This is a genomic window from Arcobacter roscoffensis (assembly GCF_024267655.1).
Lineage (GTDB): Bacteria > Campylobacterota > Campylobacteria > Campylobacterales > Arcobacteraceae > Arcobacter_B > Arcobacter_B roscoffensis.
Window position 1 is genome coordinate 2,433,475 of record NZ_CP100595.1, and the last position, 23,217, is coordinate 2,456,691.

Sequence of the window (23,217 nt, forward strand, 5' to 3'; positions counted from 1 at the left end):
AATATAACAAATTTTCATAGTAATTAATATACATTTTTTTCATATTAAAAACACATGATTTAGTTATAATCAGAAAAAAGGAAAAGTCATCATGTTTGGAGCAGTATCAAGTACACAACTTGAAGTAATAGATAGTTACTTTAAACAGTTTGTTGAATTAGTTCAATATAAAAGAAATAAATTTGAATATATAGAATCAACAGGAAATGCAAAAGTTGATAAAATGTTCAAAGAGTGGAATGAACTTATAAAAAGTACAGAAAAAAACAATCAAGCTGATATGAAAGTATTAGGTGAAATTGTTTTAAACTTAGATAAATTAGAACAGGGTACTTATAAATGTAGAGTAAAATCTGACACAAAGAACCCTATGATTCATACTTTAAAAGAAGGTATTAATCTTATGCTTGATACTGTTGAAAAAGATATGACTAGACTTGGTGATACGATGAACTCGTATGCGAAGAATGACTATACAGCAAAAGTTAGAATAAGCCCAAGAGTAAAAGATAAAATGAGAGCAGTGATGGAAAGTGCAAACTCACTTGGTGAAACACTTGCAAACCAAGCGCAAACAAACCTAGAAAACGGACAAAAGTTAGAGCAAAACTCATCAATCATGAGAAACTCAATGCATAACCTTTCTACTAAAGCAAATGAACAAGCAGCATCACTAGAGCAAACTTCTGCTTCTTTAGAAGAAATTACTTCTATTACTAGAAATAATGCTAACAATGCTTCTAAAATGGCTGATTTAGGTAATACTGTTAGAGGTGCTGTTTCTAATGGTAGAACTTTAGCTTCTCAAACTGCTTCTTCTATGGAGGAAATTAATACTAAGGTATCTTCTATTAACGAAGCTATTACTATTATTGACCAAATTGCTTTCCAAACAAATATCCTTTCACTAAATGCTGCTGTTGAAGCTGCTACTGCTGGTGAAGCTGGTAAAGGTTTTGCTGTTGTTGCTCAAGAAGTTAGAAATCTTGCAGCTAGATCAGCTGAGGCTGCTAAGGATATTAAAGTTTTAGTTGAAGATGCAAATGAAAAAGCAAATTCAGGTAAAAAGATTTCAGATGAGATGATTAATGGATATGAAACATTAAACAATCATATTAATGAAACTATTTCTATTATTGAAGATGTTAGTAATTCTTCAAAAGAGCAAATGAGTGGAATTGAGCAGATTAATGATGCAGTAACAATGCTTGATAGAGTTACACAAGAGAATGCAAACGAAGCAAATCAAACAACAAGTATTTCAAACGAAGTGTCACAGATGGCTAATTTATTAGTTGAAGATGCTAAGAGCAAAAAGTTTTAGGGGTAAGATATGGCAGCAGGACAAGAAACAGTATTAGATGATTATGCGTTTTTAGTAAGTGAGACGGATGCAAAGGGAATAATAAGATTTGCCAATAGTGATTTTTGTAGTATAGCAGAGTATTCAATAGAAGAGCTATTAGGAAAACCTCATAGTATGGTAAGACATAAGGATATGCCAAGTAAGGCATTTAAGTCATTATGGGACACAGTACAAAGAGGTGAAATTTGGACAGGGTATGTAAAGAACGCTACAAAATCAGGTGGGTATTATTGGGTATATGCAACAGTATATCCATTTGAGTCATGTGATGGTTCTAAAGGGTACATGTCTTGTAGAAGAAAAGCCTCTCCTAAAGAAATCTCAGCAGCTGAGGAGCTTTATGCTACTTGGAACAAAGAGGAAGGAAGGAGATAATCCTTCTTTCATAAACGCTTCAAAACTAAACTATTAATCAAAAAAAAACTTCAAAAAACTAACATAAATATTTGATTTATCTATTATAGGTATAATAAGAAAAATTTTATTATGGAGTAATTTTTATGGACTTAATAGACTGTCCTGTATGTGAACATCAAATATTATCAAGAATTGGGACTATATGTCCAAATTGTGGTCATACAGTAAAATATTTTGAGGGGAATAAAAAAAGAAAAGCTTATAGTAAGTACTTTGCATTATCTATTTTTATACCATTTACATCTTTTCTAATTGTATTATTCTCAGCAGTTAATCAAATAGCTTTTTATATAGCAATTGCACTATTTATAGCTTTAGCAATATACACTATACCACTAAGGTATAAAGATTTATTTTTTACTAATTATGAAAAATATTTGTTTTGGGGAATTTGGTTATTAGGGAATGGTTTAGTTGTAACTATGATTTACAATCTATTAAATAAGTTTTAGAAATAAAAGAAAAAAGAGTTAAAAGTTTATTAACTTTTTCCTTTTTCTTTTAACTTCCTTTTCCACTCTTTTTCGAATTTCTTTCTTTTTAAAAATGATAAGTTTTCGATAAATAGATGACCTTCTAAATGCTCCATCTCATGTTGCCATGCAACTGAAAGAAAATCATCAGCTTCCATAGTTTGTTTTTGACCATATCTATTATAATATTCAACTACAATATTTTGTGCTCTTTTTACATCCTCATGAAATCCAGGAACACTCAAACAGCCTTCTGTAAAAACTTGTTCACCATCTTTATGAGTAATAACTGGGTTAACTGCCTCAATTAAATCCTCTTTAGCTTGAACATCATTCTCATCAGGTAGACTAATAATAAGTATGTTTAATGGAATCCCAACTTGTATTGCTGCAAGTCCAACTCCACTTTGATCAATCATTGTATCATACATATCATCTAAAAGTGTGTGAAGTTCATCGTCGAACTTCTCCACATCTTTAGACTTTGTTCGAAGTAATTTATTTGGATAAGTAATAACTTCTCTAATCATTATATAAATCTTTATTTATGTCTTGCTATAACTTCATCAACTAAACCATAATCTTTTGCTTCAGTTGCACTCATAAAGTTATCTCTATCAGTATCTTTTTCAACAGTTTCAATATCTTGACCTGTTTGTTCTGCAATCATACCGTTTAATTCATCTTTCATTCTTTGAATCTCTTTAGCTTGAATCTGAATATCAGTAGCTTGACCTTGTGCTCCACCTAATGGTTGGTGAATCATAATTCTAGAGTGAGGAAGAGAATATCTCTTACCTTTTACCCCAGAAGATAATAAAAATGCACCCATAGATGCTGCCTGTCCTATACAAATAGTACAAACATCTGGCTTTATATAATTCATAGTATCATAAATAGACATACCACTAGTAATCACTCCACCTGGAGAGTTGATATAAAGATAGATGTCTTTATCTGGGTCTTCTGCTTCTAAAAATAAAAGCTGTGCAACAACTGTAGACGCTACTTGGTCATTTATTTCACCACTTAACATAATAATTCTATCTTTAAGAAGTCTAGAGTAAATATCGTAACTTCTCTCACCTCTTCCACTTTTCTCAACTACGTATGGTATATAGCTCATTTATCTATCCTAGTTAATTATTTACCTAATTTTTCATCTAATAATTTAGAGATAACTCTCTCTTCAATCATAGACATTTTAATAGCTGGTAGGTATCCTGCTTCTTCGTATTGTTTTAATACTTCTTGTGGGTTTTGACCCATTTGCATTGCTTCAAAGTATAATACTTGAGTAACTTCTTGGTCAGATACTTCTACTTCTTCAGCTTTTGCTAATGCATCTACAATAAACGTAGCTTTTACAGAATTTTGAGCATCTTCTTTTAACTCATCTCTTATATCTTCTACTTTAGATGCATCTTCTTGTAATGCTTTGATTTCATCTTCACTCATAGTTCTAACTTTGTTGTTTAAAGCATGGTTAACTTCTTGCTCAACTACTGTTGCAGGTAAAGCAAACTCTAAAGTCTCAACTAATTTCTCTAAGTAAGCAGGCTTTAACTCTTCTCTGTAGTATTTAGCTTTTTCTTCATTAGTGATTTGTTCTTTGATTTTTTCTTTTAAAGTTTCTAAAGTTGCACCCTCTTCTTGTGGTAACATTTTAGTTGCTAACTCATCATTTAACTCAGGAGCTGCTTTTTCTTGAATTTCATGTAAAGTTACTTTAAATGTAGCTTCTTTACCAGCTAATTCTTTTGATTGGTACTCTTCTGGGAATGTAACAACTACATCTTTTTCTTCTTCATATTTCATACCAATGATTTGATCTTCAAATCCTGGGATAAATGAACCTGAACCAATTTCTAAAGAATATTGCTCAGCTTTACCACCATCAAATGCTACACCATCAACAAAACCTTCGAAATCGATAACAGCGAAGTCACCTTCTCTTACCATTCTTTTTCTTTTGATTTTTTCTAATGGAGCAGATTGCTTTGCCATTTCTTCTAATCTAGAAGTTACTTCTTCTTCAGATGCTTCTTTAGACTCAACTTCTGGTAATAATGCTTTATAATCACCTAAATCTACATTTGGCTTAACAGCTACTTTTACTTCAACATCAATAGAACCATCTTCGTTTTTTTCAAATTTAGAAATTGCTGGCTCACCAACCATATCTTCATTTTTAACGTCTAATTCTTTTAATCCATCAGCTAAAACTGTTCTTAATGCATCACCTTCAGCATCTTCTCTTAACTTATCAGCATATCTTTGCTTAACTACAGCTACAGGAACCTTTCCTTTTCTAAAACCTTGGATATCCATAGTTTTTGCAGCTTGTTTAGCTAATTTATCTAAGTTTGTTTCAATAGTGTCTTTTTCAATTTTTGAAGAAATCACTACATTTGCTTCGTCAACTCTTTGTGCGTTAAATTCCATTAAATTTACTCCGATTGTTATAATTTAAACGAGATTTTATCTAAAAATTACTAAGGCTTTTATAAAATACTTTTTCAAAGGAGTTTAGTTGAGTTTTTTATACCAAAATGTACTATTTTTTATGCTATTACCAAGTTTTATTTTACTGTTTTTAATTATTAAAAAAGGTGATAAGTTTTCTCAATATTTCACAAAAGATACACTAGATAAACTATCTATTTCAAATAGGTATTTTTCTACAAAAGCTAGAAATATCACCCTTTTAATAGCTCTTATTTTTATGATAATAGCTCTTGCAAGACCTGTGATAAATGAGAAAAACATAAGTTCAAAACATAAAATAAATTCACTTGTAATTGCTATTGATGTATCAAAATCAATGTTAGCAAATGATATTTTGCCCAATAGACTAAGTTTTGCAAAAGAAAAAACCATAAACATAATAGATGTGTATGAAAATTTTGCTATTTCAGTCATAGTATTTGCAAAAGATGCGTTTATACTATCTCCACTAACGCAAGATTTAGACTCATTAAAATACTTAGTAAACAATCTTGATTATACGCTAGATTTTAACAATGGCACAAATATATACGCAACACTAGAAGCTTCAAATAAACTTCTAAAACATTATAAAAACAAGAACCTTATTTTACTAAGCGATGGAGGAGATAAAAAAGAGTTTATAGAAGAAATTGAGCTTGCCAATGAAAATAAAATAAAAGTCTATACAATAGCAACTGCAACATCAAAACCTACACCAATTAAACTTAAGAACAATACTTTTTTAACAAATAAAAACAATCAAGTAGTAACAGTCAAACTTAATGAGAATATAAAAAAATTAGCTTTACAAAGTGGTGGAGGATATATAGATTTCACACTTGATAATAACGATATAACACAAATAAAAAATGAAATAACTAGCTCATTTTCAAAAAAAGAGTTTAAATCAAAAAAGTATAAAGCATATACCGAGCTATTTTATTATCCCCTTGCTATAGGAATATTTTTATTACTTATAGCTTTTTCATCATTACCTAATCTAAAAAAATTAAACAAAAATGCCAATATCTTTTTTATATTTATTATTTTCTCTTTTTTAAATCCAAATAGTTTAAAGGCTTCAATTTTTGATTTTAAGCATATTGAAGATTCAAAAAAAGCCTATGAAGAAAAAAACTACGATAAAGCATATAATGAACTATTAAAAGTTAAAGAAAGTAAAGAAAAAGAGTATAACCTTGCAAATATACTTTATAAACAAAAAAAATATAAAGAAGCTATAAAAAGATATGAAAGTATCAAAAGTGATGATAGAAATCTAGAATTTAATAGGCTTCATAATTTAGGTAATGCTTATGCTAAAAACAAACAATATAAAAATGCAATTGAGAGCTATAAAAATGCCCTTAAAATTAAAAATAATGAAGCAACTAAGCAGAACCTAGAAAAAGTAAAAAAACTTCTTGATAAAAATAAGAAAGATGAAAATAAATCTAAAGAAAATAAGAACAAAAATAAAAAGCAAGATGAAAATAAAGAACAAAAGAATAAACAAAAAAAAGACTCAAACTCTAAAAAATCTAAAGACACTGAAAATAAAAAAGAAGAAAACAAAAAACAAGAAAGTATAAATGATAAGAAATATATATCAAAAAAAGAAGAAGAAAAATGGCTTAAACAATTAGAAATTAAAAAGCCTAAAGTATTTCTACAAAAAGTAAAATCTAAAACTAATCAAGAGTCTCAAACTGCTTGGTAGATTGAGACTCATTTTGAGAGTCTTAGAAAATCTAAAAGCTTAATAGTTTTTAGATTTTCTCATTTGAAGTAATTCTCTTTGAACTGAGATATTTACTTCTTCATCAGGGTCAAAGTCTAATGAGTAATTTCTTCCATCATAATCAATAGAATTTAAAATAACTTTCATAGCTTCAAGTCTAGCTTTATGTTTATCATCACTTCTTACGATATGCCATGGAGCAGATCTTGAAGTAGTTCTTCTTAACATTTCATATTTTTTCTCAGAGAACTCATCCCATAAATCTTGAGCTTGCATATCTACTTCTGAAAATTTCCATTGTCTTAAAGGATCATTTATTCTTCTGTCAAATCTTCTTTTTTGCTCTTCTTTTGATACAGAAAAATAAAGTTTGATTAAAATCATTCCTTGTCTTACTAAATCTTGTTCAAAGTTAACAACATCTTCCATAAAGATTTCATGTTCTTCATTTGTACAAAATCCAAAAATTGGTTCAACCATAGCTCTGTTATACCATGATCTATCAAATAAAACCATCTCACCACCTGTTGGGAAATGTTCGATATATCTTTGGAAGAACCATTGGTTTCTTTGTGTTTCTGTTGGTTTACCAAGTGCTACAACTCTATAGTGTTTATTGTTCATATATCTAGTGATTCGTCTAATAGCACCACCTTTACCAGAAGCATCTCTTCCTTCAAAAAGAATAATCATTCTTTTATTCTCTTTTTCAAGATAGTTTTGAAGCTTGATAAGTTCAATTTGGTATCTCTTAAGCTCTTCTAAATCATATATTTTTTGTATTCCATATGATAGAGTTTCAGGGTGAAGTTTTTTATAATCCCCTAATATATCTATTAACTCTTGATTTTCTTTAATTAGTTTTTCTAATTCATCATTTACTTGCGTGTTTGTTTGAGAAGTCACTTGTTTTTTATTTTCCTTTGCTTTTTTAGACACGATTGATTCTTTGAAACTTTTCATAAGTTCTAAAGCAGTTTTTTTTGTAAGGTCATCTTTTTTTGTATAACCTAATACTTTAACATATCTTTTTCTTTCAAATTGAAACCTAGCGATATATTTTTTTCCAAAAACAGGATGTGTTGCTTTTGAAATATATAAACCACTATAGTTAGTTTTCTCAAAGTCACTCAAATTCATTTATTGAGCCTTCGCGAACTTATTTTCTTGTTCCATAATTTCAATTTCTTTTGTACCATTAATTAGAATATTATCATCAGTATTATCAATAACTTCATGAACTTTATTTGGATACTCAATATTTGATAAAATATGTTTAATACAATTTAATCTAGCTTTTTTCTTATTATCACTTCTAACTACAGCCCATGGAGCATGATCAGAATTTGAAGCCATAAGCATAGAAAACTTTGCAACCGTATACTTATCCCATAAGTTTTGTGACTCTTTATCAACAGGTGAAAGTTTATATTGCTTTAATGGGTCAACTTCTCTTTTTTTGAATCTTCTAGCTTGTTCTTTTTTTGAAACAGAAAAATAAAATTTCATTAGAATAATCCCTGATTTTACAAGCATCTTTTCAAACTCTGGAACTTCTCTTAAAAACTCATGATGCTCTTCTGTAGAACAAAATCCCATTACAGGTTCAACCCCACCTCTGTTGTACCATGATCTATCAAACAGTACGATTTCACCAGCACTTGGAAGATGTTTTGTATATCTTTGGAAGTACCATTGAGTTTTTTCTATATCACTTGGTTTTTCAAGAGCAACAACTCTTGCACCCCTTGGATTTAAATGCTCAGTGATTCTTTTGATAGTACCACCTTTACCTGCAGCATCTCTTCCTTCAAAAATCATAAGAACTTTAAGTCCTTTTTCTTTTACATGATTTTGAAGTTTTAAAAGTTCAATCTGTAATGAAGTAAGTTCTCTTTCATACTCTAAAGTCTCTTTTTTCACCCAAATTTGAACTTTTTTACCCTTTTGCTTAAGTTCTTCTTTTTTTCTATTTTTGTTTTTAAAATCGTGTTTTATATCACTGTTTGTATCAATTTCATCTTGATCTTTAAACTCTTCATTTATAATATTTCTTTCTTGACCCATTGTCCACCTTTATTATTTTATGATAATCTTCTTTTATACTCATTATATCCAAATTTGTTTACAGTTTGGTAACAATCATTGTCTTTTTTTAACACAATAGCTGGTAATTTAATACCATTGAATGTTGTAGTTTTAACCATAGTATAATGAATCATATCCTCTAGAATAATTCTATCACCTATTTTTAGCTCCTCATCAAAAGAATAATCTCCTATAACATCCCCAGCTAAACAAGTATTTCCTGCAAACCTATAAGTATATTTTTTCTCATTTGCCAAGCCACTATTTCTTATATCAGGTCGATATGGCATTGCTAGGGTATCAGGCATATGTGCTTCAGCAGAAGTATCTAAAATGGCTATTTTCATTCCATTATCTACTATGTCTAAAACAGTTGCGCTTAGATATCCAGTTTGCCAACCTACTGCTTCACCTGGTTCTAGATATACTTCAAGATGTGGGTATCTTTTCTTGAAACTTTTTAAAACTTCAATTAATCTATTTACATCATAATCGACTCTTGTGATATGATGTCCACCTCCAAAATTTACCCATTTCATAGAAGGTAAAAACTCACCAAAGTTTTTTTCAAAGTTTACTAAAGCACCCTCAAGTACATCTACATTTTGCTCACATAAAGCATGAAAATGTAAGCCCTCAACTTCATCAATCTCATCTTTTTGGAAGTTTACTTTTGTAATACCAAGCCTAGAAAATGGTGCGCAAGGGTTATATAAATCAACTTCAACAGATGAATATTCAGGATTCACTCTAAGACCTATAGATGTTTTACCTAAGGCTTTATGTTTTAGTCTTTTTAGTTGTGAAAAAGAGTTAAAAACTACATGATTTGATAAAGATACAATTTCATCAAACTCTTCTTCTTTAAAAGCAGGAGAGTAAGTATGAACCTCACCTCCAAACTCTTCTTTTGCAAGGATAGCTTCATGAAGTCCAGAAGCACAACATCCTTTTAAATATTTTTTACATATATCAAATGTACTAAAAAGAGCAAAGCCTTTTAAAGCAAGAAGTATATTTACTTTGGCTTCATCTTGTACTCTTTTTAAAATCTTTAAATTTTTTATAAGTAAAGCTTCCTCACAAACAAATGCTGGACTTGGAAGCTGTTTATTTTCAACAATATTATTCTTCAAGTGGTTCAAAATCCTCTTTACCTACGCCACAATCAGGACATTCCCAATCTTCAGGAATGTCTTCAAAAGCAGTTCCTGGTTCGATCCCACTATCAGGATCACCTATTGCTGGGTCATATACATAGTCACAAGTTATACATACATATTTTTGCATTTTATATCCTTTGTTTTTAATATGACCTATTATACACCTAATTTAAATAATAGAACACTTAAATAAAGCACTAATTTTTATTATTTTATTCAGTCTCTAAATCTAATATCTTCCAAGGCAAACCTTGAGTCATTAATTCATCCATAAATGGCTTAGCATCAAATTCTTCAATATTAAATACACCCTTACCATCCCAAATACCTTTATAAAGCATCTTAGTACCAATCATAGCAGGAACTCCTGTCGTATATGATACAGCTTGTGCTCCTGTTTCTTTATAGCACTCTTGATGATCACAAGTATTATAGATGTATACTTTTTTCTTTTTACCGTCTTTGTAACCTTCAATAATACAACCAATATTTGTTTTACCAACAGTTCTAGGTCCAAGACTTGCAGGATCTGGTAATAGTGTAGTTAAAAACTCTATTGGAGTAATCTCAACACCCTTATGCATAACAGGCTCAATACCTAACATACCTACATTTTGTAAGCAGTTCATGTGTTGGATATATGAATCACCAAATGTCATAAAGAATCTAATTCTTTTTAAACCTTTAATATTTTTTGATAAAGACTCTAACTCTTCATGATATAAAAGATATGAAGGTTTGACTCCAACTTCTGGATAATCATGATCAACTCTAATTTCAAGTGGCTTTGTTTCAATCCACTCTCCATTTTCCCAGTATCTACCATTTGCAGATACTTCTCTTAAGTTAATCTCTGGATTAAAGTTTGTAGCAAATGGGTATCCGTGGTCACCTGCATTACAATCCATAATATCAATATAGTTTATCTCATCAAACAAATTTTGTTGAGCATATGCACAAAATACACCTGTAACACCTGGATCAAATCCACTTCCTAATAAAGCTTTAATTCCAGCTTTCTCAAACTGCTCATGTCTTGCCCATTGTTCTTTGTATTCAAACTTAGCTTCATCTGGATGTTCATAGTTCGCAGTATCAACATAGTCAACACCACACTCAGTACATGCATCCATAATAGTTAAGTCTTGGTATGGAAGTGCTACATTTAGCACTACTTTTGGATTTACTTTTTTTATAAGCTCTACTAGCTTTGGAATATTATCAGCATCTACAGACGCAGTATCAATATCAACACCTTGATTTTTTTTGATATCAGAAGCAATAGCATCACACTTTGAAACTGTTCTTGAGGCTAAAGTAATTTTCTCAAATGTATCAATATTCATAGCACACTTTACAGTAGCTACACGACTTACACCACCTGCACCGATGATTAAAATACCTTTTTTATCCATTTTTTTCTCCAAATTAATATGTGTGGTATTATAAGCTTTTTTTAGTAAATAACTATTGAATTTTTAATTTGATTTTTATTTATTTGATTTATACTATTTTTTAAGAAAGTTACGATATGATTTCAAATATTTTTCATGGGGATGATATGGCTTCGATTAGAGCATCGAGGCTTGATTGCATGTCGGCCTGAGCATGCCGTTACGCGGCTCATTTTTTTTAGACGCAAACAATACAAATTACGCTCCAGCTTACGCAAAAGCTGCGTAAGTTTAACAACTTATAACGAGCTCCCTTCGGGTTGAGCTTTTGGAGGTTCGCTCTGTAGATTCTATCTATGCAGGATATAGCGGATTCACCCAGATAGATTACCAAAAAAAGATTGATCTACCTTTTTTGGGACACTCCTAGATCTTAGCTTTTTAGTTGCCTTGCGGGTTGAGCTGCTATAAAGTGAAATTTTTCAATCCTTTCTAAGCATGTAGACGTCAAGAGTAGATGTTTTAAGACTCCGGTTCGATCCCGGACATCTCCACCAGTAAATTATTTACTACTTTAAAGTCCTATAATATAGGCTTTAAAAAGATTATTTAGATAGACTAAAAATATTTTAGTCACCTATTAGTCACCTAATTTCAAAATTTCTTTTATTTTTTAGGAATTATTTATAGAATTAATATTTTTAACACTTAGTTTCCAAACTTTTTAAATTCTTTATTAAATCTAGACCATTTAGAATAAACTCTATGAAGGTAAGTTACTCCTTCATCAATATCATTTTTTACTAAAAATTCAACAATCTTAGCTTTAATTTCTTCTTGTGTTAATTCATTAATTTTTTCTTGTGCTTTTGCTTGATTTTTTTTATAAAAAATATTTAATATTTTAGTGATTCCAACATTATATGCATAAGTTAAAACTATCATTTTCTTTTTATTATCACTTACTAGTTTTAAGTATCGATCTTTTAATAAACTTAGATAACCTGTTCCTAACAAGATATTATTTCTTTTATTTAACATAAAATCTTTTGTAACAAATATTCCCTTTTCTTTATAAACTTTTTCAATAGTTTCTTCAGCCGAAGGTTTCCTAATTTGAAATAACCCGTAAGCTTTCGCTTTACTTATTTCATAATCTTTAAAATGACTTTCTGTTCCAACGAGAGCAAATACATATGCAGGATCAATACCAAACTCTAATGATTTTTTATAAATCAACATTAAATCTTCAGTATTTGCATAAACAAACTTATTCTGTACTGTTTGTATGCTATTTAACATTTTTTGTTCTTCAATAACCTCTTGAATAGAACCTTCATAATTTGTTTTTTCATCTTCTTGTGTTCTAAATTCAACTACTTTTTTTATGTTATCATCCACATTCCTTTCAATTATGTTAAAAAAATGATTTAAGGATACTTCCGCTTGTTCAAAATTAAAGTACTCTGTATAACTTAAATCTAAATCCTTACTATTTGCTAAAGAAAGATACACTTCATTAAACTTTGATTTAAAATTTATTTCACTAATAAATAACTTCACATGAGGGTAAGAAAAATATATTATCCCAGATAAAGAAATTAAAATTATAGTATCATTTATAAATAGCTTAAGCCTTTTTACAATGGGTATAAGACATCTTCTTTTTCTAGAAATAGAAGATGTATACAAATATTTTCTTTCTATACTAAATTCACTATTTGCTGAAGATTCAAAAGTATTTTCATTACCAAAACTATTCTCTTTTTTTACATATACATCATAAAAAGCACCATTATATACGGTAGTACTCTCTCTATAATATATATAATCTTCGATATTTCTTATTATATATATTATCTTATATATAGAATAAAGTGCTATTACAATAATTAAGATAATTAACAAAGAATACATTGTTCTTAGCGGAGTAGAAAATGTCATAGTAAAAAAATCTAAAAAAAAATCCATTATTTATCCTTTTATATTAAATAAAATACACTCTAAGAGTATTAACTATTAAATTTATTATATAGCTCATAGTTCTATTTAATTCTTCTTTTTTTCTATGTTTGTAATTATTTTATAAGCTGGTGAAACTTCTAGTACAGGAAATACATGTGTTGCAACATCACTATTCAATATTTCAACAATAATTTCTTTCGTAAAAAAACTTTCTAATTCTTTCTTATAAAAGACAATTATCCCCCCATGATATTGATTTTTAAATACATTTTTACCAGATACCATACCGTGCATAAAACCACCAAAAATATCAGATCTATTAATATGAAAACTAATAAAATCATTATTGGTTCTAATATCTAAACAATATAATAAAATAGCATTGTTTTGAATTGCTATTGAACCTTTTTCTACTTTTGGAATGGAAGGAACAATTCTCCTATCTAACTCAAATGTTTTATTACTATTAATTTTTAAATTATAATTTCTTATTGATTCAGGATTAAGTGTTTCTTCATTTGAACTCAATGCTGATATAACCCATTCTCCTTCAACTAATTTAAGAATCTCATCATCATTTAAACAATTATCAAAAACTGTTCCATTATTAGATTCATTAATAAGATATTTCTTTACTTCAATTTCATCACTAAATAGATCTGTAAATAAATTATCTTTTAAATTTAATTTTCTTTCATTATTAATTCCATCAATAATTTTTTTTCTATAATAAGCACTCACCTTTCCACCTGAATTAATAATATGTCTTGATAATGTAGAACTATCAATTTTTGTTACTTCAGAAAACTTTTTACCACTATATCCATAACATTCCATTATTATCTCAACTACTTTAGATTGGTCTACCATTATAATTCCTTTTATAGATTATTTCAATTAATACAATTATATTACAACTACAATTAAAACAACACACTAAATGTAGGTATTATAGTTACAATTTTTACAATATTTTTACAATATTTTTACAACTACAATTGCAATAATATTTAAATGAATTTGATATACAAAATATTTGTCTTTTGCTAATATTTATCTGTAAATAATAAAAAGGTAAGAAATGAACTATAAAGAAATTGACTGCTTATATTGTAAAAAATGTAATAATGACTTTTGCTATAAATGTAATAACAAAAAAAAATTAATTATGCTGATAAAAAAAGAAAAGATAAAATTCCTACAATTACAAAATAAACAATGCACAGATTGTTCTGGGAAAAAAATAATTAAGGGAATAACATGTGTAAAATGTTGCGGAACAGGTAGTCTTCTAAAGTTTATAGAGGAACAATCATGTCCTTACTGCAAAACTAAAACAAAAAAAATTGTTTATAAAATAAATATTTATTCTTATTCTCTTTTAAACATAGAAAAAAATGAAACATGTCCTATATGTAAAGGGGAAAAATTTATTAATTTAACGAATAAACAATTTAAAGGTAAATTTGAAGAATATTAAACTTTTATTTCCCATAAATCTTTTCTAACTTTTGATAAGCATCATTAATATTTTGAGTTATTTCAGTATAAAGTTTAATATCATCCGGATTTAAATCTGGATGATAGATTCGAACTAATGCTGAGCTTTTTGTAGATTCTTAATCTCGTGTTCTTTATCTGCTATTTGTGACTTATACTCACTTACTGCTTTTGCAGGCTCCATTGCTATTGCTGCATTCTCTAGAAACTGCTTTTTCCAGTTTTGAATAGATTTTGTTGTTATTTGATATTTACTAGCAATTTGAGCTAATGTTTGCTCTTCCTTGAGCAATTCAAGTACTATTTGTACTTTTTTCTCTGCACTATATGTTTGACCTTTTTTTCTTGCCATTTCTTTCTCCATATATTCTCTTCTTATCTTAACATTTGAGAAATAAATCTTTTGAATTATTTGTCTTATTTTTTCAGGCCATTATATATTTTCAATATCATTGAAAAACTTTTTTACTTGGCTTTACTAACATAGTTAAATTATCATTGATATATCGAACTTCAAAAATATCAAGATATTTGATTAATGCTCCTAATTTATTAAACCCATGATTAATAGGAGAGAAAGAACTATTTTGACTGATATATAAACCTACATCTTTTAAATCTGCCCATCCATTATTTCCAGATACTTGATCAACTGCATCAAGAAGAGATTTTTTTAGATTCTTATCTTTTTTTGCATCATAATCATTACCTTTATAACTAATTTTAAAATCATATTTGTATTCATTAGTATCATCAAGCACTTGTACTTTTTCTTGTAATTGAATAAATTTTTCTACATAGATAAATTGTGAACAAGCTTTTACTAAAGCATCTGGTGTTTTTTCTTCTCCATAGCCAAGTACAGTTTTTGCATCTGATAATATCCGTGCAACAAGTGGAGTAAAATCACTATCACTTGTAATTAAAGCGACAATATCAATATCTTTTGTATATATTGAGTCCATAACATCAATTACAATTGCAATATCTGAAGCATTTTTATTGCTTGTATAAGCAAATTGCTGATAAGGCTGAATACTATAATCTAATAAAACATTTTCCCAAGTATTAAGATGTCTACTTGACCAATCTCCATATGCTTTTCTAATAGTGATTTTTCCATATTGAGATAGGTCTTTAAAAATACTATCTATATATTTTGCACTAACATTATCACAATCTATAAACATTGCAATATTTTTTTGTTGATTATTTCCCATTGATAAAACATCCTCAAATTTATATATTTTAGATTTTATCTAAAATATAACAAATTGCAATAAAATCTAAACAATCAAAAAAATTTCGTTAAAATATAAAAAACAAAAATAAAGGTTCATTTTATGGAAGGTAAGATTTTGGTTACTTACAAGATATTATGCAAGTCTGATTTTAACTTAGAAGTTACACTAGAACAGTTACTTGCAAATGAAAAAGTTGCAAAGGTTATTAAAAGTGAGTTTGCTAAAGGTATAAGAAATATAGCTTTAAACACAAAAAGTGATAATTGTAAACTTAAAATAGAAACACAAAAAGAGCTTTACCAGTTTGAAGCTAGAAAGGATGACTTTGCAGATTTAGTTACTCTTGCAGAAGAAGATGTAAACGCTAGAAAACTAAATAAAAAAGATTGCATAGGTGTTGAGCTAGTTGATATTGAAACTACTAAAGAGTAAATATTTAAAATATGGATTACAAAGATATATATTACAAAAACTATTATGAAATTGATGATGATTTTATATTTAATCTAAAAGATTTTGACAAATATAAAAGCAACTTTTTATTTACAAGAAACTTTGCAATTATTACAGCCTTTAATCCCCAAAATGAACTTCTATCTTGTATAGAAAATCAAGATAGACATATGCTTCTAAGAAAAGACATAGAGAAGTTAGAACTTCAATATCTTTATGCAAGAGGCTTTTTAGATGAGCATAGTGAAGATGGTTATTTGATATATGATATAAACTTTCAAGAAGCAATAAATCTTGCTTTAAAATATGAACAGTATGCTATTTTTTACAATAACTATAAAGATAGAAAAATTGGATATTATACATGTAATTCAAAACTACCTATTGTTGAAATATCATGTTAAATTAAATTTTTTATCTACTATTTTATATACTTAGAAAAATACTTTAAAGGAAATAAATATGAAAAAAATACTGGTTTCTACTTTTTTACTGGCATTTTGTATCAACTTTGCCTATGCTCTTAGTTGGTCTCAACTTAAAAGTTGGACAAATAAAGATATTGAACCTGACGTAAAGTACAATATTGAAACTGAGGGTTATAATGTAAGAGTTTATGAATTTACTCCCCTTACTGACCCAGGAAGTACATGTATTATGACATTTACAAATGAAAAAATGGGAATGTTTTGTTTCAATAAATCAAAAGATGCAATCAAGAAAAAATAGAAGTTAAAACTTCTATTTTTACGATGATTTTTTACTATCAAAATAGTAGACAAATGTTAAAGCAACAAGCCCAACTACCGCAATAGAAGCTAACATCACATATAAGTTTTCCATTGAAATATTCCTTTTATGATACTTTTTAGTTATTTAATAACAATAATATCATTTAAATATTTTTATTTCAATATATTTTTAAAAACTGTATATTTTCTATAACTTTTATAGTAACATTGTAACAAATTTATACACTTATAAAATCAAACTATTTTTAATATCTTCAAAACTTTGAGGTCTTGCATAAAAATACCCCTGACCAATATCACATCCTAAATCACTTAATACATCCTCTTGTTCTGGATATTCTATTCCCTCAGCGACTGTTCTATAACCTAAACTCTTTGAAAGTGCTATTATTGCTTTAGTAATTTGAAGGTTATTATTATTTTTAGGAATATAGTCAATAAAAGCTTTATCAATCTTAATAGTTTCAACAGGAAGCTTCGAAAGATAACTCATTGAAGAGTAGCCTGTACCAAAATCATCAATAGACATTTTAAAACCTAATAATTTAAGTTCATTAAGTAACTTTATACTATCTTCACCAAAGTCCATTATATATCGCTCAGTTAATTCAAGCTCTATTTGACTTGGCTTTATTCCTATTTCTTCAATAATTGTTTTAACATTATTTAAAAAATCTGCTGACCTGAACTGTACACTTGATATATTAATAGCTATATACTCCAGAGTAGTATCTATTTGTTTAAGCTTCATAAAATCTTCACAAGCTTTTTTGAAAATAAACTCCCCTATTGGTACAATAAGACCAGTATCTTCAGCTATTGGTATAAAAGTAGCAGGGGATACAAAACCTAATTTGTCATTATTCCATCTAACTAAAGCTTCAAAAGATTTAGTTTTTTTAGTATTTAAATCATATTGTGCTTGATAATTTAAATAAAGTTCATTTTTCTGAACTGCTTGTTTTAAGGCTTGTTCTATTACAAGCTGATCATGTACATCCTCAGAAAGTTTTTCATCATAATACTCAAAGGTATCCTTACCTTGCTTTTTAGCATAATACATAGCAGTATCTGCATTTTTTATAAGTGTTTGCATATCATCACCATCACTTGGAAACATAGCTACACCAATACTAGCACTTGTATTTAGTTTGAAGTTATCTATTTTTACAGGTTGTTTTACTATCTCTAAAATCTTTTCACACACAAAGCCTGCGCTACTTTTATTTTTAGCTGACTCTAGTACTATTACAAACTCATCTCCACCCATTCTAGCAAGCATATCAGATTGTCTTAACACAGATTTAATTCGTGAAGAAACTTCAATTAAAAGCTTGTCTCCTACATTATGACCCAAAGTATCATTTATGATTTTAAACCTATCCAAATCTAAGAAAAGTAGTGCAACTGTATAGTTATTTCTTTTTGATACATCGATTACATGATTTAAATGTTCTTCAAGCATAACTCTATTAGGTAAAGATGTAAGACTATCATGATAAGCTAGGAAGTCTGCTTTTTCTTGTGTGTCAATAATCTCTTGAAGGTTTGTATGAATAGAAATATATTTAAGAATCTTGCCATCTTTATTTCTTACAGCAGTAATATTTAGCCAAGTAGGAATCAATGTCCCATCCTTAGCAATATCATTTACCTTGCCTTTAAAATAGCCATGTCTATTTAAGTGAGTTAAAACTTTTTTATAAAACATTTTATCTTGTCTATTTGTAGTTAAAACATTTGGTTTCTTACCTATTAACTCACCAATTCTATATCCTGAAATATCCTCATAAGCTTTATTAGCACTTACAATATCACCACTTCTATCTATGATTAAAATACCCTCTTGTGTATTTTCAAATACAATAGCTGATTCTTTTAACTCTTCTTGTTGTTTAATATATTTTGTAATATCAAGTTTTATAGCAAGATAATTTACTACTTCACCATTTAAAAAGATTGGTACAATTGAAGCTTTTTCATAAAAAATAGAACCATCTTTTCTTTTATTTATAAACTCGCCTTCCCATTTTTTACCATTTTTTAAATTCTCATCTAACTGTTTGTATCTACTCTCAGGAGTAAGGCCTGATTGTAAGACTTTTGGTTTGTTGCCTAAAACTTCTTCTTTTTCATAACCAGAGTTACTTTCAAAAATCTCATTAACATATAAAATATTTTTATTTGCATCTGTTAAAACAACTGAATTATCACTATGTTGTACAGCATATTTAAAGGCTTGAAGTTCATTTTGTATTTTTAGAGTATTTAAATATAGTTTTACCATTACAGTTATTAAAATTACAGATAATATAAAAAACATTAATGCAATAATTAACTGATGAAAAAGTTCTTTATCATGATTGATTTCTAAACTATTTGAAGTTTTTATTATACTTGCATTTAAATCCACAGATAAAGACTGTTCTAAAATCTCTTTTAACTGTTTTTTTAACTCCAAGACTTTTCTTGTATGTTTATCAAAATAATCAATCTTAATATCAAAACTTCTAAGTTTTATGTTCTGTAAGTTCTTATAAATAGTAGTTTCATTTTCATTTATATTTACATAATCTTGAACTAAAAGAAAAGTTATCTTATTTACAATAACCTTTAACTCTTTGTCTAAACTTTTATCTTCACTAATACTATAATTTAAATCAAAAAGATAATGAATAGAATTAAGCCTTGTGGAATGTCTTGATTTAAAATCTTCTATTAACTCAAGTTTTTGTAAGTATTTGTTTTCTATATCATTCAAGTGCTCTAAAAATTCATTTCCAAAATCTTTTTTTATATCACTTTTTATTAGTTTATTTAAATAAAATTCAAAACTATCTGTTTTTTGTACTATATCATCAAAATTAATTAACTTACTATTTATATTAAAAAAATTTGAAAAGTCTTTATTTATAAGTCTCAACTGCATTAAACTATTTTTGTAACTATCATAGTTCTTTACACTATTTTCTATTTTAAAAAGATATAAAAAAAGTCCTGCTAATAATATAGAAGTGATAATAATAGAAGAAACAAATAAACTTTTTGCTTTTAGAAACATTTATTTACTCCCTTTTTTTGCTAACTCACCTGATAAAGACTTCAAAAAGCCAACTATCAAATCCACTTCTTTTTCACTCATTGGTCTTCCTACTTGATAAAGTGCCATAATTTTAACTGCTGCGTGTAAACTATATGTTCTTCCATCATGAAAATATGGTGCTGTATGTTCTATATTTCTTAATGTAGGAACTTTAAAATAGTGTTTATCTTTTTCTTTTTTTGTAAGATTGTATCTTCCAAGATTAGTAATCTTTGCATCTTCCATAACACCAAACTTACTATATAAGTTTCCTCCTACATTAACTCCATTATGACAAGCAATACAACCTTTATTTTTAAAAAGATCATAACCTTCTTTTTGCTCTTTTGTAATAGCAGTTTCATCACCTTTTAAATATTTATCAAAAGGTGAATTAGGAGTTATCAAGGTCTTTTCATGCTCTGCTATTGCATTAGCTATATTTTTCTTTGTAATACCATCTTCAAAAACTTTTTCAAAAAGCTCTTTATATTCAGTTTCTTTTAGTTTTTTTACTAAAATATCAAAATCACTAGCCATTTCAATTGGGTTCTCAATAGGACCTAAAGCTTGTTCTTCTAAACTTTTTGCACGTCCATCCCAAAACTGTCTAAAATTAAATACAGAGTTTAAAACAGTTGGTGTGTTAATATCTCCTTGCTTACCATCTATACCTGTTGCAACAATACTATTATCATCTCCACCTTCATTTAATACATGACAAGAAGCACAAGATATGCTATTATCCAAAGATAATCTTTTATCATTAAAAAGTTTCTCTCCAAGTTTTGCTTTTACCTTGTCTACATCAATTTTATTTGGTATAGGCTCAATATTTGCAGCACTTAAGACAACACTAAATATAATTATTATTAATGAAATTAGTTTAAAGATGTTATTTACCTTAGTTATTTTAATATAAGTATTATAGTACTATTTTACTTTATCCTTAAATAAACATATGTTTATTTCTAAAACCAGTCAAAAAAGCCTTATTTAAGTATATTATCCATAAAATATGAAACTTTTAATATAAGGAAGAGATATTGGAACCACAGTACGAAAAAATCATTGTTTTGGTGATAGTTTTATCAGCAGCATTTATTACATGGAAGATGGTAAAAGACTTTTATATTACTAAATTACACAAAGTTTTTGCTCACTTAATTGCAGTAGTAACATCATCATTTATGCTATTATCTACGATGTTTCTTTTTATGCCAAAAAATTACCAAAGAGGTGCAGGTCCAGAAGTTGAGTTAAGTATAATGTCAGTAGTAACTGTAGTTGTAATGGTTGCTGTTTTATATGTATTTTTCAAATATGCCCCTCGTAAATAAAAAATAGAGACATCTCTATTTTTTATAACTTACTTTCATTTAAGCTTATTTATGATAATAATTCTCATTAAATTTATCATAAAGGATTTAAATGGAAACATACTTTCTAATCACAAACTTTGAAGATGGCTATAGAGTCGAAGAGTTTATCTATGAAGAAGTTGCCATAGAATACTGCACACAAGCACTGGATATACCAGAAGAGAAAATCAAAGAGATCCTTTATACAAGCGAAGGTTTAGAGTTAATTTTAACAGAACTAGATTCAGAAGATATTATAGATGACTGGTATGTGAACCTACATAAAATCACAAAATAAAATTGATAACCATAATCATAATTAAGTAAATATTAATTTTCTATTCACTACTATTCCACTACAAAATAGAATTTTTTCTCCTAAAAAATTCAAAAATAAAGGACATAATAAATGAAAAAATTAAGTATTATTGCTAGTGCGTTAGTATTAACATCAGCAGCATATGCTGCAAATAATGTAGATGAAGCTTTTAAAAATGGAAAAGTTTCAGGAGAAGTTACAGCTCATCATCAGTCATGGGATAATGGAACTGGTGAAAAAGACTCTGGTTTTACTGCAGGAACTTTTGATTTAAACTATGAAACTGATTCATTAAATGGTTTTAAGTTAAACACTGGATTTAGAGCAAATCACGAATTCTCTGAAAAAGAGTCAGGTAATTATGAAGGTGATTTTGAAAACAATGCTGTTATGCATACTGCAAACATTGAATTCTCAAATGATATTCTTACTATTAAAGCTGGTAGACAAGAGATTGATTTAGAGTGGCTAGGTGATTACAATGAAGCAGTTGTAATTTCTTCGTCAAAATTAATTCCAAATACAACATTAGTTGCTGGATACACTACAAGACAAGCTGCAATTGGTGCAGATGAAAGCAAAAACTTTGCTGATGTTACAAAAGATGGTGCTTATGTTGTTGATGCAAAATATAATGGAATTGAAAATCTTGAATTAAACCCTTATTTTTATTCTGCTAAAGATGTAGCAAACTTCTATGGTTTAAAAGCAACTTATGAAACGGATATGTTTGGATTAACTGCTCATTATGCTCAAAGTTCAGAAGATGCAGCGAATACAGAAGATGGAGAAGTTTTACATTTTGAGGCAAGTACAAAAGTAGCTGGATTTGCTTTATCAGCTGGTTATATTCAAGCTGGTGATGATAATGGCTTAGGTTCAATTGCTTCTTTTGGTGATAATATTGATCCTACAGAAGAATTAGGTGATTATGTTTATGCTAAAGATGCTAGTACAGTGTATGCTACAGCAGGATATACTATCTCTGATGTGGAGTTATCTGCACTATATGCAATTGCTGATAATGATACTACAAATAAAGAAGACAAAGAGTTTACAATAGGTGCTGCCTATTCATTTACTGAAAACTTAGCTGCTGATATTATGTATACAGATTTATCTTTAGAGTCTGACAAGGACAAATCAAAAGTAGCTCTAAACCTAGCTTATTCATTTTAATTGACACAATAAAAATACACCTAAGGGAAGGAAGTTTTGCTTTCTTCCTTTTTTTATTTCTAAAATTTCAAAGTATACTGATAACTATTCTCAATATTAATATATATTTAAGTTTTCTTCATGTAGTATACTAATAATGATTATCAATAATAAAGGATTTATAATGATTACTTGTTACGAAATAAAAAATAAAAAAGATTTAGTAGAACCAACTGGTTGTACTTGCTAAA

General features: G+C 28.2%; 26 protein-coding genes and 1 other RNA gene. 13 read left to right on the forward strand and 14 right to left on the reverse strand.

Annotated elements, in window-relative coordinates; genetic code table 11:
- Nucleotides 1-91: 91 nt before the first annotated feature.
- From NJU99_RS11545 to NJU99_RS11555, 3 genes are all read left to right on the forward strand, one after another.
- Nucleotides 92-1,324: a methyl-accepting chemotaxis protein gene (locus NJU99_RS11545; RefSeq protein ID WP_254576059.1), complete on the forward strand. Its 1,233-nt coding sequence runs from the start codon at nt 92-94 to the stop codon at nt 1,322-1,324.
- 9 nt (nt 1,325-1,333) lie between these two features.
- Nucleotides 1,334-1,741 carry a PAS domain-containing protein gene (locus NJU99_RS11550; RefSeq protein ID WP_254576060.1) on the forward strand — a complete coding sequence of 136 codons (408 nt, stop codon included), beginning with the start codon at nt 1,334-1,336 and terminating at the stop codon, nt 1,739-1,741.
- A 125-nt stretch (nt 1,742-1,866) separates the two neighbouring features.
- Complete coding sequence (locus NJU99_RS11555) at nt 1,867-2,235, forward strand: hypothetical protein (protein ID WP_254576061.1); 369 nt, start codon at nt 1,867-1,869, stop codon at nt 2,233-2,235.
- A gap of 29 nt (nt 2,236-2,264) precedes the next feature.
- Here the strand turns inward: NJU99_RS11555 and def are convergent, their stop codons facing one another.
- From def to tig, 3 genes are read right to left on the reverse strand one after another with little or no spacing between them, the layout of a single operon-like run.
- Nucleotides 2,265-2,786 (reverse strand): peptide deformylase, encoded by a 522-nt coding sequence (gene def, locus NJU99_RS11560; protein WP_254576062.1) that lies wholly within the window; start codon nt 2,784-2,786, stop codon nt 2,265-2,267.
- Nucleotides 2,787-2,797: 11 nt separating this feature from the next.
- On the reverse strand, nt 2,798-3,382 hold the full coding sequence (gene clpP, locus NJU99_RS11565) for an ATP-dependent Clp endopeptidase proteolytic subunit ClpP (protein ID WP_254576063.1): 585 nt from the start codon (nt 3,380-3,382) through the stop codon (nt 2,798-2,800).
- Between the two features lie 17 nt (nt 3,383-3,399).
- A complete protein-coding gene (tig, locus tag NJU99_RS11570; RefSeq protein ID WP_254576064.1) occupies nt 3,400-4,701 on the reverse strand; it encodes a trigger factor in 1,302 nt (433 codons plus the stop codon).
- 88 nt (nt 4,702-4,789) lie between these two features.
- On the opposite strand from tig, the gene NJU99_RS11575 reads away from it, so the two are divergent.
- Nucleotides 4,790-6,466 (forward strand): VWA domain-containing protein, encoded by a 1,677-nt coding sequence (locus tag NJU99_RS11575; RefSeq protein WP_254576065.1) that lies wholly within the window; start codon nt 4,790-4,792, stop codon nt 6,464-6,466.
- Between the two features lie 39 nt (nt 6,467-6,505).
- Here the strand turns inward: NJU99_RS11575 and ppk2 (NJU99_RS11580) are convergent, their stop codons facing one another.
- The 5 genes from ppk2 (NJU99_RS11580) to NJU99_RS11600 all read right to left on the reverse strand — a co-directional run bounded on the left by ppk2 (NJU99_RS11580) (nt 6,506) and on the right by NJU99_RS11600 (nt 11,153).
- Nucleotides 6,506-7,627: a polyphosphate kinase 2 gene (gene ppk2, locus NJU99_RS11580; protein ID WP_254576066.1), complete on the reverse strand. Its 1,122-nt coding sequence runs from the start codon at nt 7,625-7,627 to the stop codon at nt 6,506-6,508.
- Nucleotides 7,628-8,554, reverse strand: a complete 927-nt coding sequence (ppk2, locus tag NJU99_RS11585) for a polyphosphate kinase 2 (protein ID WP_254576067.1) — start codon at nt 8,552-8,554, stop codon at nt 7,628-7,630. It lies immediately after the preceding gene.
- A 17-nt stretch (nt 8,555-8,571) separates the two neighbouring features.
- On the reverse strand, nt 8,572-9,711 hold the full coding sequence (nspC, locus tag NJU99_RS11590; protein ID WP_254576068.1) for a carboxynorspermidine decarboxylase: 1,140 nt from the start codon (nt 9,709-9,711) through the stop codon (nt 8,572-8,574).
- Nucleotides 9,701-9,865: a rubredoxin gene (gene rd, locus NJU99_RS11595; protein WP_254576069.1), complete on the reverse strand. Its 165-nt coding sequence runs from the start codon at nt 9,863-9,865 to the stop codon at nt 9,701-9,703. Before rd ends, nspC begins: the two co-directional genes overlap by 11 nt.
- Nucleotides 9,866-9,950: 85 nt before the next feature.
- A complete protein-coding gene (locus NJU99_RS11600; RefSeq protein ID WP_254576070.1) occupies nt 9,951-11,153 on the reverse strand; it encodes a saccharopine dehydrogenase family protein in 1,203 nt (400 codons plus the stop codon).
- 137 nt (nt 11,154-11,290) lie between these two features.
- On the opposite strand from NJU99_RS11600, the gene ssrA reads away from it, so the two are divergent.
- Nucleotides 11,291-11,689, forward strand: a transfer-messenger RNA (tmRNA) gene (ssrA, locus tag NJU99_RS11605).
- 151 nt (nt 11,690-11,840) lie between these two features.
- On the opposite strand, the gene NJU99_RS11610 is transcribed toward ssrA, so the two are convergent.
- The gene (locus NJU99_RS11610) at nt 11,841-13,103 is read right to left on the reverse strand and encodes a transglycosylase SLT domain-containing protein (RefSeq protein WP_254576071.1); all 1,263 of its coding nucleotides are present in this window, start codon (nt 13,101-13,103) and stop codon (nt 11,841-11,843) included.
- A 78-nt stretch (nt 13,104-13,181) separates the two neighbouring features.
- A complete protein-coding gene (locus tag NJU99_RS11615; protein ID WP_254576072.1) occupies nt 13,182-13,967 on the reverse strand; it encodes a hypothetical protein in 786 nt (261 codons plus the stop codon).
- A gap of 211 nt (nt 13,968-14,178) precedes the next feature.
- Between NJU99_RS11615 and NJU99_RS11620 the strand changes: the two genes are divergently transcribed.
- Nucleotides 14,179-14,577: a hypothetical protein gene (locus NJU99_RS11620; RefSeq protein WP_254576073.1), complete on the forward strand. Its 399-nt coding sequence runs from the start codon at nt 14,179-14,181 to the stop codon at nt 14,575-14,577.
- Nucleotides 14,578-14,691: 114 nt separating this feature from the next.
- On the opposite strand, the gene NJU99_RS11625 is transcribed toward NJU99_RS11620, so the two are convergent.
- Both NJU99_RS11625 and NJU99_RS11630 read right to left on the reverse strand, forming a co-directional pair.
- On the reverse strand, nt 14,692-14,949 hold the full coding sequence (locus NJU99_RS11625; protein WP_254576074.1) for a transposase: 258 nt from the start codon (nt 14,947-14,949) through the stop codon (nt 14,692-14,694).
- 97 nt (nt 14,950-15,046) lie between these two features.
- Nucleotides 15,047-15,817 carry an NYN domain-containing protein gene (locus NJU99_RS11630; RefSeq protein WP_254576075.1) on the reverse strand — a complete coding sequence of 257 codons (771 nt, stop codon included), beginning with the start codon at nt 15,815-15,817 and terminating at the stop codon, nt 15,047-15,049.
- A 123-nt stretch (nt 15,818-15,940) separates the two neighbouring features.
- Between NJU99_RS11630 and NJU99_RS11635 the strand changes: the two genes are divergently transcribed.
- From NJU99_RS11635 to NJU99_RS11645, 3 genes are read left to right on the forward strand one after another with little or no spacing between them, the layout of a single operon-like run.
- Entirely contained in the window at nt 15,941-16,273 is a 333-nt protein-coding gene (locus tag NJU99_RS11635) for a hypothetical protein (protein ID WP_254576076.1), read from the forward strand.
- Nucleotides 16,274-16,284: 11 nt separating this feature from the next.
- The gene (locus NJU99_RS11640; protein WP_254576077.1) at nt 16,285-16,698 is read left to right on the forward strand and encodes a DUF3293 domain-containing protein; all 414 of its coding nucleotides are present in this window, start codon (nt 16,285-16,287) and stop codon (nt 16,696-16,698) included.
- A 58-nt stretch (nt 16,699-16,756) separates the two neighbouring features.
- Entirely contained in the window at nt 16,757-17,023 is a 267-nt protein-coding gene (locus NJU99_RS11645) for a hypothetical protein (RefSeq protein WP_254576078.1), read from the forward strand.
- Between the two features lie 249 nt (nt 17,024-17,272).
- Here NJU99_RS11645 and NJU99_RS11650 read toward each other — a convergent pair whose 3' ends face one another.
- On the reverse strand, nt 17,273-20,107 hold the full coding sequence (locus tag NJU99_RS11650) for an EAL domain-containing protein (RefSeq protein ID WP_254576079.1): 2,835 nt from the start codon (nt 20,105-20,107) through the stop codon (nt 17,273-17,275).
- A complete protein-coding gene (locus NJU99_RS11655; protein WP_254576080.1) occupies nt 20,108-20,878 on the reverse strand; it encodes a cytochrome-c peroxidase in 771 nt (256 codons plus the stop codon).
- Between NJU99_RS11655 and NJU99_RS11660 the strand changes: the two genes are divergently transcribed.
- The 4 genes from NJU99_RS11660 to NJU99_RS11675 all read left to right on the forward strand — a co-directional run bounded on the left by NJU99_RS11660 (nt 20,865) and on the right by NJU99_RS11675 (nt 22,987).
- On the forward strand, nt 20,865-21,050 hold the full coding sequence (locus NJU99_RS11660) for a hypothetical protein (RefSeq protein WP_254576081.1): 186 nt from the start codon (nt 20,865-20,867) through the stop codon (nt 21,048-21,050). The two genes, NJU99_RS11655 and NJU99_RS11660, sit on opposite strands and share 14 nt — an antisense overlap.
- Nucleotides 21,051-21,174: 124 nt before the next feature.
- Nucleotides 21,175-21,468, forward strand: coding sequence for a hypothetical protein (locus NJU99_RS11665; RefSeq protein WP_254576082.1), 294 nt, complete (start codon nt 21,175-21,177; stop codon nt 21,466-21,468).
- 91 nt (nt 21,469-21,559) lie between these two features.
- Nucleotides 21,560-21,787 carry a hypothetical protein gene (locus NJU99_RS11670; RefSeq protein WP_254576083.1) on the forward strand — a complete coding sequence of 76 codons (228 nt, stop codon included), beginning with the start codon at nt 21,560-21,562 and terminating at the stop codon, nt 21,785-21,787.
- A gap of 111 nt (nt 21,788-21,898) precedes the next feature.
- Nucleotides 21,899-22,987, forward strand: coding sequence for an Opr family porin (locus NJU99_RS11675; RefSeq protein ID WP_254576084.1), 1,089 nt, complete (start codon nt 21,899-21,901; stop codon nt 22,985-22,987).
- Nucleotides 22,988-23,217 lie beyond the last annotated feature (230 nt).